Source organism: Gordonia sp. IITR100 (genome assembly GCF_002009645.1).
Classification (GTDB): Bacteria; Actinomycetota; Actinomycetes; order Mycobacteriales; family Mycobacteriaceae; genus Gordonia; species Gordonia hongkongensis.
Window position 1 is genome coordinate 194,836 of sequence record NZ_MVKV01000002.1, and the last position, 14,047, is coordinate 208,882.

General features: G+C 67.7%; 13 protein-coding genes and 1 riboswitch. Of the genes, 8 read left to right on the top strand and 5 right to left on the bottom strand.

Going from position 1 to position 14,047, the window contains the following annotated elements:
• Nucleotides 1-38: 38 nt before the first annotated feature.
• The 4 genes from B1818_RS04730 to B1818_RS04745 all read left to right on the top strand — a co-directional run bounded on the left by B1818_RS04730 (nt 39) and on the right by B1818_RS04745 (nt 3,924).
• Nucleotides 39-1,244, top strand: coding sequence for a cytochrome P450 (locus B1818_RS04730; protein ID WP_078112070.1), 1,206 nt, complete (start codon nt 39-41; stop codon nt 1,242-1,244).
• 47 nt (nt 1,245-1,291) lie between these two features.
• Entirely contained in the window at nt 1,292-1,771 is a 480-nt protein-coding gene (locus tag B1818_RS04735; protein WP_223258988.1) for a hypothetical protein, read from the top strand.
• Between the two features lie 73 nt (nt 1,772-1,844).
• The gene (locus tag B1818_RS04740) at nt 1,845-2,624 is read left to right on the top strand and encodes a type 1 glutamine amidotransferase (protein WP_078112071.1); all 780 of its coding nucleotides are present in this window, start codon (nt 1,845-1,847) and stop codon (nt 2,622-2,624) included.
• A 10-nt stretch (nt 2,625-2,634) separates the two neighbouring features.
• The gene (locus B1818_RS04745; protein ID WP_078112204.1) at nt 2,635-3,924 is read left to right on the top strand and encodes a D-alanyl-D-alanine carboxypeptidase family protein; all 1,290 of its coding nucleotides are present in this window, start codon (nt 2,635-2,637) and stop codon (nt 3,922-3,924) included.
• Between the two features lie 21 nt (nt 3,925-3,945).
• On the opposite strand, the gene B1818_RS04750 is transcribed toward B1818_RS04745, so the two are convergent.
• The 3 genes from B1818_RS04750 to B1818_RS04760 are packed head-to-tail and all read right to left on the bottom strand — an operon-like array spanning nt 3,946 to nt 7,011.
• Nucleotides 3,946-5,046: a YhjD/YihY/BrkB family envelope integrity protein gene (locus B1818_RS04750; protein ID WP_078112072.1), complete on the bottom strand. Its 1,101-nt coding sequence runs from the start codon at nt 5,044-5,046 to the stop codon at nt 3,946-3,948.
• 49 nt (nt 5,047-5,095) lie between these two features.
• A complete protein-coding gene (trpS, locus tag B1818_RS04755) occupies nt 5,096-6,151 on the bottom strand; it encodes a tryptophan--tRNA ligase (RefSeq protein ID WP_058250876.1) in 1,056 nt (351 codons plus the stop codon).
• A 23-nt stretch (nt 6,152-6,174) separates the two neighbouring features.
• Nucleotides 6,175-7,011, bottom strand: coding sequence for an exodeoxyribonuclease III (locus tag B1818_RS04760; protein WP_078112073.1), 837 nt, complete (start codon nt 7,009-7,011; stop codon nt 6,175-6,177).
• 149 nt (nt 7,012-7,160) lie between these two features.
• Here B1818_RS04760 and B1818_RS04765 point away from each other — a divergent pair, with 149 nt between their 5' ends.
• Together B1818_RS04765 and bfr are read left to right on the top strand one after the other, a co-directional pair.
• Nucleotides 7,161-7,343, top strand: coding sequence for a bacterioferritin-associated ferredoxin (locus tag B1818_RS04765; protein WP_058250667.1), 183 nt, complete (start codon nt 7,161-7,163; stop codon nt 7,341-7,343).
• Nucleotides 7,344-7,443: 100 nt separating this feature from the next.
• Nucleotides 7,444-7,929: a bacterioferritin gene (gene bfr, locus B1818_RS04770; protein ID WP_058250877.1), complete on the top strand. Its 486-nt coding sequence runs from the start codon at nt 7,444-7,446 to the stop codon at nt 7,927-7,929.
• A gap of 78 nt (nt 7,930-8,007) precedes the next feature.
• Here the strand turns inward: bfr and B1818_RS04775 are convergent, their stop codons facing one another.
• Both B1818_RS04775 and B1818_RS04780 read right to left on the bottom strand, forming a co-directional pair.
• Nucleotides 8,008-9,285, bottom strand: a complete 1,278-nt coding sequence (locus B1818_RS04775) for an MFS transporter (RefSeq protein ID WP_078112074.1) — start codon at nt 9,283-9,285, stop codon at nt 8,008-8,010.
• A 91-nt stretch (nt 9,286-9,376) separates the two neighbouring features.
• Nucleotides 9,377-11,077: a PE-PPE domain-containing protein gene (locus B1818_RS04780; RefSeq protein ID WP_078112075.1), complete on the bottom strand. Its 1,701-nt coding sequence runs from the start codon at nt 11,075-11,077 to the stop codon at nt 9,377-9,379.
• 268 nt (nt 11,078-11,345) lie between these two features.
• Nucleotides 11,346-11,466: riboswitch (SAM riboswitch) on the top strand.
• A 62-nt stretch (nt 11,467-11,528) separates the two neighbouring features.
• On the opposite strand from B1818_RS04780, the gene B1818_RS04785 reads away from it, so the two are divergent.
• Both B1818_RS04785 and B1818_RS04790 read left to right on the top strand, forming a co-directional pair.
• Nucleotides 11,529-12,863 carry a bifunctional o-acetylhomoserine/o-acetylserine sulfhydrylase gene (locus B1818_RS04785; protein ID WP_058250669.1) on the top strand — a complete coding sequence of 445 codons (1,335 nt, stop codon included), beginning with the start codon at nt 11,529-11,531 and terminating at the stop codon, nt 12,861-12,863.
• Between the two features lie 16 nt (nt 12,864-12,879).
• Nucleotides 12,880-14,034, top strand: a complete 1,155-nt coding sequence (locus B1818_RS04790) for a homoserine O-acetyltransferase (RefSeq protein ID WP_058250670.1) — start codon at nt 12,880-12,882, stop codon at nt 14,032-14,034.
• The last annotated feature ends 13 nt before the right edge of the window (nt 14,035-14,047 follow it).

A 14,047-nucleotide genomic window follows, 5' to 3' on the forward strand; every position in this document is an offset into this window, starting at 1 on the left:
CGTGCGTCGATGGCCCGGGGTCGCCCACGCTGGACTCCATGGACACCACCGCCGACCCCACGACCTTCTACTCGCGTCTCCACACCGGTTCGCCCGTGCAGCGGATCGGGGATTCATCGTTCTTCGCCGTCGGCTCCTGGGACCTGATCGCCGACGCGGTCCGACGCCCCGAGGACTTCTCGTCGAACCTGACCGCCACGATGGTGTGGCATGGCGACGGCACGGTCTCGGAGTTCCCGGTCGCCGGCCTGGGCGACGCGATGCACGTCCTGGCCACCGCCGACGGGGCCCGGCACCGCGATCATCGGAAGCTCGCCATGCGGTCGGTGTCTCCGGCACGCATCCGCGAGCTCGAACCGACCATTCGTCGATACATCACGGAGGCATGGGCCGACAATCTCCGTGGTGGCCGGATCGACTGGGTGAGCGCTGTCGCGCAACGGATTCCGATGGAGGTCGCCACGGCGGTGATCGGATTGCCGGTCGCCGACCGTGCCACGCTGACCCGGTGGGCGATCGCGACGAACGTCCTCATCGACGGCGTCATCACGCCGGACCAGCTGACGACCGCGACCGCGGCGGTCGGTGAGCTGACGGCGTATCTGTCGGCGGCGCTGAGCAACGCACACAATGACACCGGCGCCGGGAGCGAAGCGAGCGGGCCGACTGCGTTGGTCGAGGTGGCACGCCGCGTCGCCGAGGGCAGTCTCGATCACGGGACCGCGGTGATGATCCTGTTCCAACTGGTCGCCGCCGGGGCCGAGTCGACCACGAGCCTGCTCAACAGTGCCGTCTGGCTGTTGGACCGCCATCCCGACGTCGTCGAACGGCTTCGCAGCGACCCCGGGCTCGTCCCGGTGTTCGTGGAGGAGGCGTTGCGGCTCGAGACGCCGTTCCGCGGCCACTTCCGGCATGTCGTCGCCGACACCACCCTCGGTGACGCGCACCTGCCCGCGGGGTCGCACATCTTCCTGATGTGGGGCGCCGCCAACCGGGACCCCGCCCATTTCGTCGACCCCGCGGCGATCGACCTCGATCCGGCCGCGCGCCGGTCACATCTGGCGTTCGGGAAGGGCATGCACCTGTGTGTCGGGGCCGCGCTGGCGCGTCTGCAGGCGCGTCTCGCGGTCGAGCATCTGCTGCGCTCCACGACTGCGTTCCGGGTCGATCTGACGCAGGCGGCGTGGGAGCCCGGGGTTCTCGTCCGTCGTTTCACCACGCTGCCGCTGACGATCACCCGCTGACAGCAGAATCCCGACTTCCGCTCGCTCAGCAGCCCGATGGAACCGATATGCCGTCCGATGCGTCGAAGGAAGACCGAGGAACCCGGCCCGTCGCCGGACCGGTGATCGCCCATCGAACGGAGTACTTCATGGCCCGCGCCCTTCTGTTCCGGCTGCTGCTGACACTCGCGGTGAGTGCGCTCGCGTGCCTCCTGGTGTTCGCACCGGCCGCGGCAGCACCCACCACCGACACGCAACGCATCACGATCACGCTGATCTCCGACCACGAGCACAACGGCGCCGCAGCGTGGACGGACGCAGACGGAAGACTCCGCACACAGTCCGAAGTGCCGCTGTCGCAACGAGATCCAGACGGCAAGTTCAAGGCGTCGTTGGTGTACACGCGGGCCGCGGCCGAGGCACCGGTCGACGCGCTGTTCCAGTCCGGCGGGCGGTTCGCCCGGTGTGAGATCACGGTCGACGGTGAACGGGTCGCCGACCACACCGCGCACGGGTCCCGTCCGACGAGTTCATGTCATTCCGGTTGACGCAGCCCGGCGTGGGTTCCGACCCCGCGTCGGCGAGAGGAATCGCCACCGAGACCGTACTCTTGCACTCGTCATGAGCACCAGAACACAGCCGGTCGAGCGCCCGCGGGAGCGGATGCGGGTCTTGGAGATCCGGCACGCGGAGTCCGAACCACCCGGCGCCTACGGACCCGCCCTGCACGCGATCACCGAGACGGCCACCCTGCGGATCTGGCGCGAACCCGCGACCGTCGATCCAGCGGATTTCGACGCCATCCTCGTTCTCGGCGGAGCGATGGGAGTCGGTGACGCGGACCGCATCCCGTGGATCGCCGACGAGATCGACCTGCTCCGCCGTGCCCGTGAACGCGGTGTGCCCATCTGGGGTGTCTGTCTGGGCGCGCAGATGCTGGCAGCGGCTCTCGGTGGCGAGGTGCACACGAGCGACATACCGGAACTCGGTGTACGCCGGGTGCGTCTCAACGACGCAGGGATGGCCGACCCGGTGTGGGGCGGGGCGGTCATCGCACCCGCACCACGCGACATCGACACAGTCCAGTGGCATTTCGACACGTTCACCCTGCCACCCGGGGCCACCCTGCTCGCGTCCTCCGACGCCTGCGTCAATCAGTTGTTCCGCGTGGACAACTGCTACGGAGTGCAGTTCCACCTCGAAGCCGGCGGCGATCTCGTCAGGGGGTGGCTGTCACACCAGGAATCACGGTCCGCGGTGGCCGAGGTCCTGGGTGAGTCGGCCACCGACCGCTTCCCGATCGACGCCGCGGCCGCCGAGAAAGTGACCGTGCCGACGGCGGAGGCAGTGATGCGGCGCTGGTTGCACGATGTCGTCGGCAGCGCACGGCCCCGCTGGTAACGTGCGGCCGATGACCCCGACGTGGACTCGTCGTACCGCGTGCGCGCTCGTCGCCGTGCTGACCGTCGGAGTGCTCGGCCTCGTCCTTCGCGTCGGCCCGGCCGTGGCCGTCCCGCTGCCGACCGTACCGCCTCCGGCGATCACCACGCCGGTCACCGATCACTGCCCGCACAAAGTCGCCACGCCTCCGGCCGTCGACGAATCCGAGGTCGTCGCACCGGGTTCGACGACCCCCACTCCCCTTCCTGTTCCCGCACCGGCCGTCGGCGGTGACCAACTCGCCGGTTGCGGGGTCATCGCCGATCCGTCGGCCGGTCCCGTTCCGCCGCGACTGACCTCCGCGGGTTGGTTGATCGCCGATCTCGAGTCCGGGCAGGTCATCGCAGCCAAGGATCCCCACGGCCGGTACCGGCCGGCGTCGACGATCAAGGTGCTGCTCGCACTGGTCGTCCTCGACGAACTCGACCTCGGCGCGCCGGTCGTGCCCACCGTCGAGGACTCGAGCACCGAGGGTGATTCCTGTGGCATGGGGCCCGGTGGTGTCTACACCGTTCGCGACGTGCTCACCGGACTCTTGCTCGTGTCCGGCAACGACTGCGCGAATGCGCTCGCGCGTCAGCTCGGCGGCGTCGACGCGACGCTCGAGAAGATGAATGACCGGGCCGCGCAGCTGGGCGCGACGGACACGCGTGCTGCCAGCCCGTCCGGACTGGACGCCGCCGGGATGTCCTCCTCGCCCTACGATCTGGCGCTGCTGTTCCGGGCCGCGATGACCGAGCCGACCTTTCGCGAGATCATCGCGATGCCCACGATCCGCTTCCCGGGTTACCCGCGGCGTCCAGATGTGCCGGGCGACAAGGATCATCCGCCCTACGACATGTACAGCACCAACCGCCTCCTCCTCGATGGGTATCCGGGAATGCTCGGCGGCAAGACCGGTTACACCGACGACGCACGGAAGACGTTCGTGGGTGCCGCCGAACGCGACGGCCAGACGGTGATCATCGTGCAGATGTTCGGCCTGTCCGTCGACGGGGATCCGTACTGGGACCAGGCGAAGGCGATGTTCGACTACGGATTCCGAACCGACCCCGCCATCTCGGTGGGCCGCCTCGTCGAGCCGTCGGCCGCGTCCGGACCGACCTCGACACCAGCGCCGACGCAGACCGAGAACCGCGCCGTCGCAACAGGTTCCGACCAGGCGTCGTCGACCTCCGTCCAGATCCTCATCGGGCTCGTGGCCGCACTCGCGGCGGTCATCCTCCTGCTCATCGGGTTGAAGCTCGCCGGACGCCGCTGATCAGACGACCAGCGCCGGAGGTCAACGCCGCCGAAGGGCTCCGATCAGCGCGGCCGCGACTGCGCCCAGTCCGACGGCGGCCGCGAGGGCGCCGGGCCGGGGCGCCGGGCTCACCTCGACCGTCGGCGAAATCTGGACCGGCCGGTGCAGTTCCGCGTCCGGCTCTTCCACCACCTGGTACTTGCTGTTGATGGGGTCGGTCGCGCACCACGCGGTGGCATACAACACGATCCGCGACGCAAGGTACGCGAAGACGAACACACCGAAGATCGGACCGAACGCCACCCCGGCCGGCGAGCCCAGGACCGACTGGAGATACAGCCCGCCAAGGGATTTCATCAGCTCGAACGCGATCGCGATGACCAGTCCGGCCTTCATGGCGTGCGTCATCGGCAGCGGCACCAGCGGTAGCCGCGCCAGCACGAAGGTGAAGAGCAGCCAGCTGGCGAACACCGACACGACGATGGCGACGGCCCGCACCACGACCGGGGCCCATGACGCGTCGTCGAGGCCCACCCAGGAGAGCATCGTGGTGGTGAGCCCGCTGTTGCCCAGCGTCGTCAGCGCCATCGTCACGGCGAAGGCCATGCCCAGCAATGCGAACGTGAGGAGATCCCACACCTTCGACAGCACGGGGTTGCGGTCGACGCGACCCCCGTACATCTCGGTGAAGGCCACCCGGACGCCGGAGATCCACCCGATCCCGGTGAAGGCGGCACCGATCAGACCGACGATCCCTACCGCGGCGCGGGAGGAGATCGCCGAATCGATGACCTCACTGAGCTGCTCGCCCATCTTGCCGGGCGCGGCGTCGACAACCGCCTGTTGCAGGTCTTCGAGCAGCTGTGGCTGATTCGCCAACACGAACGCGGCGACCGAGAACACCACCATGATGATCGGGACGAGCGCGAGGATGCCGTTGAAGCTGATGGCCGCCGCATACACGTTTCCGCGCCGGTCGTTGTAGCGTTCGACGGTCTGCACCAGGTGCTCGACGGCGGGCCACTTCTCCCGCGCCGCGGCGAAGGCCGACTTGCCCTTGTCGACGGTCGTCATCCCTTTGTCCACCGCCGATTTCGCCGTGTCCACCGGTGATCTCGCCGAGTCGCGCGCGGAGGTCATGGATCGCCTTCCTGGTCGGATCGCGGGACGGCGTCCGGCGGATGCGGTCTCACCGGCCAGGCGCCAGGAACCCCACCTTGTCATAGACCGACGCCAGCGTCTCGGAGGCGATGGCACGCGCGCGGGCCGCGCCCCGAGCCAGGATGGCGTCGAGTTCGGCCGGATCGGACAGGTACTCCTCGACCCGCCCGCGCAGCGGGGTGACGAACTCGGTCAGCACCTCCGCGGTGTCGACCTTCAGGTCGCCGTATCCCTTGCCCTCGTATTTGGCGACCAGATCGTCGACGCCGACACCGGACAGGGCCGACTGGATGGTCAGCAGGTTGGAGACACCAGGCTTATCGACGACATCGAACCGGATCTCCGAACCGGTATCGGTGACAGCCGACCGGATCTTCTTCGCCGAACGTTTCGGATCGTCGAGCAGATTGATCAGACCCTTGTCGGTCTCGGCGGATTTGCTCATCTTGGCCGTCGGGTTCTGCAGGTCGTAGATCTTGGCGAACTCGGCGACGATGTGCGCCTGGGGCACCTTCAGCACCTTGCCGAACCGGGAGTTGAATCGCTGGGCGAGGTCGCGGGTGAGTTCGAGATGCTGCCGCTGGTCCTCCCCGACCGGAACCCGATCGACCTGAAAGGCGAGGATGTCCGCGGCCATCAGGATGGGGTAGGTGAACAGGCCGACGCCCGCCGCGTCGACGCCCTGCTTGGCCGACTTGTCCTTGAACTGGGTCATCCGGCTGGCCTCGCCGAAACCGGTGATGCACGACAGGACCCACGTCAGCTGGGCGATCTCGGGGATGTGGGACTGCACATAGATCGTCGACCGCTCGGGGTCCACACCGACGGCGAGCAATTGCGCGACGCTCAGGCGGGTGCGTTCGGCGAGGACCTTGGGGTCGAACGGCACCGTGAGTGCGTGCATGTCCGGGATGAAGTAGAACGCCTCGAAGTCGTCCTGCAAGGCCACCCACTGCCGGACCGCACCGAGATAGTTCCCGAGGTGGAAGGAGTCACTCGTCGGCTGGATACCGGACAGCACACGCGGACGGGTCGGCATTGACTCGGCCGCGGGCTCTCCGTTGCGCTCTACGTCGCTGGTCATGACGCCCAGTTTGTCAGACCCGGTCACTCGTACCGCACGGTGACCGGAGCGTGGTCGGACCAGCGGAGGTCGTAGGCCGCCGCACGTTCCACCTCGGCCTTGGTCGCCCGGCCGGCCAGCATCTTGTTGGTGAGCTGATAGTCGATCCGCCATCCGGAATCGTTGTCGAAGGCCTTACCGCGCCACGACCACCACGAGTAGGGCCCGGCGTCGTCGGGAAAGAGTTCGCGCATGACGTCGCGCCACCCGGCGGCGAGCAGGTCGGCCACCCAGGCCCGTTCGTGCGGTAGGAAGCCGGGGCTCTTGAGATTGCCCTTCCAGTTCTTGATGTCGGCTTCGGCGGGCGCGATGTTCCAGTCGCCACCCACGACGACGTGGCGGCGTCGACGGACCAACCGATCCAGGTATGCGCCGAACTCACGCATGAAACGGACCTTCTCGTCGTGCTTGGCGATGTCCTTCTCGGCGTCGGAGAGCGCGGCACCCTTCGGCAGGTACAGGCTTCCCGCGGTCAGCGGTCCCAGGTCGGTGTCGACGTCGACTTCGAGATAGCGGCCGAGGTCGTCGAACTCCGCGCTCCCGAATCCGACGCGCACCGCCGACGGCGCGCTACGTGTCAGCACACCGACGCCCGCGTGACCCTTCACCGAGGACTCGCTCATCGTCAGATGCCATCCGGTGTCGAGCACCGGCACCAGCGCGTCGCGGGCGAGTTCCTCGCTCGCGCGGACCTCCTGCAGCAGGACCACATCCGGTCCAGATGTGTCGAGCCAGGGCAGCAGGCCGCGGTTGGCCTCCGATCGATGTTTGACCGCTGCGCGGATTCCGTTGACGTTCACCGTGGAGATCGTGAGTGGCACGGGGCCACATCCTACGGCGGCTGTCCGACAGCCCATTGGCCGTGATCGCGCCACTCGAACGACGTCAACAAAAGGTAAGGCAACCCTTGTGCGGACACCCTAAGATATGTAAGCATTGCCTAATCCAGGCACGAAGGTGAGTTTCCGAGATGTTCGTTTGCATATGCCGCGCCGTCACCGTGGACGAGGTCCATGCGCACTGCGATGCGGGCGCGTACACGGTCGACGCGATCAGCGACCGCTGCGGCGCGGGCGAAGGCTGCGGGACCTGCCTGGACGAACTGCACACCATCCTGAGCGAAAGGGCGTCAACCGCGACGACCGCTGCATGACCTGACCTCCGAGCCGACGAACCTCGCGCGAGACGACGCGCGGGGGGTTTTGTCGTGTTACGGTTCGACCGGACACACACGGGAAATGGGAGGCGGACAGATGCGTGGCGACCCCGAGGTCATCGACCTGCTCAACGAACAGCTCACGAGTGAGCTGACCGCGATCAACCAGTACTTCCTGCACGCGAAGATGCAGCAGAGCTGGGGTCTCACCGAGATCGCCGCGAAGACACGGGCCGAGTCGATCGAGGAGATGACTCACGCCGAGGTCCTGACCGATCGCATCCTGTTCCTCGACGCCCTGCCCAACTATCAGCGCCTGCTGCCGCTGCGTATCGGGCAGTCGATCCGGGAGCAGTTCGAGTCGGACATGTCGATCGAGGTCGAGGTGGTGGAACGACTCCGCCCCGGAATCGCGATGTGCCGGTCCAAGGGCGATATCACCAGCGCCAACCTCTTGGAGCAGATCCTCGCCGACGAAGAGGAACACATCGACTATCTCGAGACGCAACTCGAGCTGATCAACAAGCTCGGCGAGCAGCTCTACCTGTCGAAGACGATCGCCACACCGCCCACGAACGGCTGATTGCACCGACTCGACGACACGAGGGCCGACCGGACTTATCCGGTCGGCCCTCGTCGTAGGTAGGACGGCCGCGCTCGTTCAGGACCCGACGGGCTGGCGCCGCGCGGTCGCGAGGGCCACGACGGTGACCGCGATACCCGCCACCGCGAGCATCACCCCGACCACCGACGGCGCCAGGTATCCGTAGCCGGCACTGACCACCACGCCACCGAGCAGCGCTCCGGCCGCGTTGGCGATGTTGAGCGCGGAATGGTTCAGGGCCGCGGCCAGGGTCTGCGCATCGGCCGCCACATCCATCAGCCTGGTCTGCAGCGCGGGTAGCATCATCGATCCCGTGAGCGCCACGAGATAGGTGAGGATCAATGCTGCCCAAGCATTCTCGGCCAGCACCGCAAAAGCGCCGAGGGAGAGCGCGGTGGCGGTGAGTCCGCCGAGGATCGCCACCGCCACGCTGCGGTCGGCGACATAGCCGCCGACGAAGTTGCCGGTCACCATTCCCAGTCCGTACAGCATCAGGGCGAACGGCACGACCGACACCGACAACCCGGTGTCGGTGGTCAGCGCGGAGTTGAGATACGTGTAGAACGCGAACATCCCACCGAACCCGACGGTTCCGATGACCAGTGTGAACCAGACCTGGGACCGCTTGAGTGCACCGAGCTCGGTGAGCGGGTCGGTGGTCTTCATTCCGGTGAGCGTGGGAAGCACCCGGATCAGCGCGACGACGGTGGCGATTCCGATCACGACCACGATCGCGAACGCGGACCGCCAGCCGAACGTCTCGCCGAGCCAGGCGGCCGCCGGTACGCCGAGGACGTTCGCGACGGACAGACCGAGCATCACCTGTCCCACGGCCTTGCCACGGTTGCGCGGGCCGGCCAGATGAGCGGCGACCAGAGCCGCGACACCGAAGTAGGCGCCGTGCGGGAGGCCGGCGACGAATCTCGCCACCAGCAGCAAACCGTAATCCGGTGCGAGGACGGTCGCGAGGTTGCCGACCGTGAACGCCACCATCAAGCCGATCAGAAGCGTCCGACGGGACATCCGCGCGGTGAGCGCCGCGATCAGCGGCGCACCCACCACCACACCCATCGCGTAGGCCGAGATGACATGTCCGGCAGTCGGTTCCGAGACACCCAGAGATCCGGCGATGTTGGGCAGGAGGCCCATGGCGACGAACTCGGTCGTCCCGATCCCGAATCCACCCAGCGCAAGGGCGAGGATCGTCCACCGACGCACCCGGCGGGACACCTCGGCCGATTCGGCCCGCGCGGGGCTGCGGAGTTCCCCGGCGGTGGACGGACCCGTCAGTGAGGGGTCGGCCGGGGCTTCGGTCGTCGAGAGAGCATCAGGCACGGTCGATGCCAACCCGCGCCCGTCAGCGCTGATTCCTCAGCCGGTGGTGAGTTCATTCACACGCGCAGTGTCCTCAGCATCGCGCGGGGTGTCAGTCGCCGGCTTCGGAGCCCGCATCGCTGTCGGGGTCGGACGGGTCTGCGGAAGGCCCGTCCGGGTCCGAAGCCGTGTCGGACGAGCCGGCCTTCTCGCCGTCCTCTCCCCCGTGGCCGTCGGTTCCAGACGTCTTGACATCGCTTCCCGACGGATCGGTGGCGGCCGGCGAGTCGTCGTCGCGAGGCGGGGCAGGCGCGGGGTCCGCGTCGGGCGTATCGGTCTCGGTATCGGTGCCCGTGTCGGCCCCCGACGACGTGTCGGTCGTGTGGCCCACCGGGGGCTGCTCGGCCGGTGACGGGTCGGTGGCATCCGGTTCGGCACCCCGGGCCGCCGACGGCTCGGACGAGGGGCCGGACCCGCCCACTTCTTCAGCGCGGACCGGCCCCACGGACTCGTCGGGTACGGCTGCCAGTCGCGCGAACGTGGACGATCGCAGGTGCGACGTGTCCGCCGCGAGAATCGTGACGGCGCCGCCCTCCGACGCCACCGGCCCGATGAGCGCGCCCGCCCAGTATCGGACGAAGTTGACCGGCAGCAGGACGATGCTGCGCACGCTGGCAGCCAGGGCGCTGACACCGCGCACGAACCGAGCCGGTGTCGCGGTGACGATGCCCTGCAGGATGTCCTCGAAGACGAAGATGTCGGGTAGGTATGCGCCGTACCCGAGACGTGGGAGTGGCGGCAGCAAGCCCTGCACCAGCCGGACCACCGGCTGCAGATTCGCCAGTTCGATGCCGAACGGAAGCCCGATGGTCGGTCGATCGGACAAGAAATCGCCGATGGCGCCCTGGTAGCCGAGGTTGCGAGCCCAGCCCTGGACGAGTTCGGCGAGTGCGGAGTCCGCAGCGACCATACAGACGCCGTCCGCACATTCGACCGGACGTTTCGCCCACGTGTATCCCGGCTGCAGCGGGTTGCCCGACATCTCCTCTGGATACAGGAAATGCTTGACCTGGTAGCCGAGGATGCCGTCGATGGCGCCGATCGGGTCGTAGACGGGATCGGGCAGGTCGCAGATCGGGTCGCCCTCGATGCACACCGACACGACCCGGTCGCTGACCGTCCCGAAGCCGGCGTCCGTACTGTCGGCACCACGCGACCCCGACATGGTCAGACCCGGGATGATCCCGATCAGCGACAACTCGATACCTCGCCCGGTCTTGTCACCGGCCTGCCGCGGATCCGAATACAGCTCGCCCGACACCCCGACGTCGGAGATCACGACGTCGTCGCTGGGATCGTCGGGCGTGTTCGCGACATCGAACTTCCGGCCGTTGCCGATACCGGCGAGCACGTCTCCAGCGATGCGCGCCCCTTGCGAATAGCCCGTCACCACCACCGGCGCCTCGGACCCGCACGCTTCTCGATACGACGAGATCGCCGACGCCGTCGATGCGATCCCCTGTTCGGTACTGCGGTCGTACCCCGTCGCTCCGAGCGGCCATATGGTCGCCGGGTAGGGCGCGTTGATCACCTCATAGCCCTGCTCGCGGTAACGCTCCTTGACGCCCTCGAGCAATAGCGACTCAGCGTCGACGGTCCCCCCGACCACCACGACGGCACCGCTGCACGAGGGCCCGCCGGCTGTCGCCGCCGCCACCCCGGTGAAGCCGAATGCGGCGAGGGTCGACAACGTCGACATCGAGGCGGCCAACAGAGCGACGCGTCGGGTCCGGAGATGAGCCATCACGGCCATGAGCGCTCCTGTGCGAACCCGGACCACCTGAGCGGAGCATTCCGGTGCAGCCGGGGCTGTCCCGAACTCTAGATCCGCGATCGCGGAACCGACAGCACGCTGAGCGTCGCTAACTACCTTGACCAGTGGTTTCGCATCTGACCACACCCGATTTCACTCGGTCGGAGGACAGCCACCGGCACCCTTCCGGTGCACTTCTCAAGGGTTGGGCGCGGCGTGACCGGGACGGTTCTCGGGCGCTCACATCCGTGTTATATCCTTGTCGCCAGGTCATGAGTATCAGTGCGAAGCCCCGGCTGGCTGATCGGCAACCCTCCTTCCGCGGTGGGGTGCTCCGGGTGATGACCGGGTTGCGGGATCGCAGTGGCGATCCCCGGCAAGCGCGGGTCCGAAGGTCGGACCCCAACAGGGTCGAGTTGGCCCTGCCGACCGTAGAAAGTGATGAATCGCCATGTCTGATGTCCCTGACGGCACCCTCGACAGCAACGATCCCAGCGAGAACTGGAGCTTCGAGACGAAGCAGATCCACGTCGGGCAGTCCGCGGACGCGGTGACCAACGCCCGTGCGCTGCCGATCTACCAGACGACGTCGTATGTCTTCAACGACACCCAGCACGCGGCCAATCTCTTCGGGCTCGCCGAACCGGGCAACATCTACACACGCATCATGAATCCCACGCAGGATGCCGTCGAGCAGCGGATCGCCGCGCTCGAGGGCGGCGTCGCCGCGCTGCTCGTCGCATCGGGACAGGCCGCCGAGACCTACGCGATCCTCAACGCCGTCGAGACCGGCGGGCACGTGGTGTCGAGCCCCCGCCTGTACGGCGGCACGTACAACCTCTTCCACTACACACTGCCCAAGCTCGGGGTCGAGGTGAGCTTCGTCGAGGACCCCGAGGATCCGGCGTCGTGGCAGGCCGCGGTCAAGGACAACACCCGCGCGTTCTTCGGTGAGTCGATCTCCAACCCCAACAACGAGATCCTCGACATCTCGGGGATCGCGGAGGTCGCGCACCGCAACGGCGTACCCCTCATCATCGACAACACCGTCGCCACCCCGTACCTGATCAGCCCGCTGGCCCACGGCGCCGACATCGTCGTGCACTCGGCGACGAAGTACATCGGCGGTCACGGCACCGCGATCGGCGGCGTCATCGTCGACGGCGGCACCTTCGACTGGCGGGTCCAGCGCGACGGGAAGGACCTGTTCCCCGGTTTCACCACGCCGGACCCGAGCTACCACGGTGCTGTCTTCGCCGACCTGGGCGCGCCCGCCTTCGCACTCAAGGCACGCGTGCAGTGGTTGCGTGACACCGGCGCGGCGATCTCCCCGTTCAACGCGTTCCTGTTGGCACAGGGCCTGGAGACGCTGAGTCTGCGCATCGAGCGCCACGTCGCCAACGCGCAGAAGGTCGCCGCCTTCCTCGATGCACACCCGCAGGTCGAGTCCGTGGCGTACGCGGGTCTGGAGTCCTCGCCCTGGTACAAGCGCGGTCAGGAATTGGCCCCGAAGGGTCAGGGTGCGATCATCGCCTTCGAGATCCAGGGCGGAGTGGACGCCGGCAAGAAGTTCGTGGACGCGCTCAGCCTGCACAGCCACGTCGCCAACATCGGCGATGTGCGGTCGCTGGTCATCCACCCCGCCTCGACCACACACAGCCAGCTCACCCCCGAGGAGCAGCTCGCCGCGGGCGTGGCCCCGGGACTGGTCCGGCTCGCCGTGGGCATCGAGGGAATCGACGACATCTTGGCCGATCTCGAACAGGGATTCGCGGCGGCCAAGTGAAACAGGTGAGGCAGCTTTGTCGGTGAGTATCGACCTGAATGCGACAGCATCTGATCAGCCCGACTGGGAGACCCTCCCGGACGGGGAACTCGTCGGCATTCCCATCGGCTCGTTGCCTCTCGACAGCGGAGCACGGATCGACGACGTCACCCTGGCGTTCCAGCGCTGGGGGACGTTGTCGCCGTCCCGCGACAACGTCATCCTCACGCTCCACGCACTGACCGGCGACTCGCACGTCACCGGACCCGCCGACGCCGACCACGACTCGGCCGGATGGTGGGACGGGCTGATCGGCCCGGGACAGGCCATCGACACCGACGAATGGTGCGTCATCTCCGCCAACGTCCTGGGCGGATGCAAGGGCTCGACGGGTCCGGGCTCCATCGCCCCCGACGGTCGGCCCTGGGGCTCACGCTTCCCACAGATCACCGTGCTCGACCAGGTCCGCGCCGAGGTGGCACTGCTGGACCGCCTCGGAATCCGCAGCGTCGGTGCGGTTCTCGGCGGTTCGATGGGCGGCGCCCGCGCGCTCGAGTGGGCCATCGAGTACCCCGACCGCGTCCGCAGCGCCCTCGTGCTCGCCGTCGGCGCCCGCGCGACCGCGGATCAGATCGGTATCCAGTCCGCACAGATCGCCGCGATCAAGGCCGACCCGGACTGGTGCGGCGGCGACTACCACGGCACCGGCCGCATTCCGTTGCAGGGCATGGGGATCGCGCGTCGGATCGCCCACCTCATGTACCGCAGCGAGCCGGAGCTCGACTCCCGCTTCGGCAACGACGCCCAGGGCGACGAGAATCCCCTGACCGGCGGGCGCTACGCCGTGCAAAGCTATCTCGACCACCAGGCGTCGAAGCTGATGTCCCGCTTCGACCCGGCCAGCTACGTCGTCCTCACCGAGGTCCTCAACCACCACGACGTCGGCCGTGGTCGCGGCGGAGTCGCCAAGGCGCTCAACAATTGCCGCGTTCCGGTGATCGTCGGGGGGATCGACTCCGATCGTCTCTACCCGATCCGGCTGCAGGTCGAACTCGCCGACGAGCTGGGCAACTGCGTCGGCGGGCTCCAGGTCGTCAACTCCGAGACCGGCCACGACGGATTCCTCACCGAATTCGATGCCATCAGCGATCTACTCAAGCGCACTGTCGAACTCGCGCGTCGCGACGCCTGACGGACCGTAACCC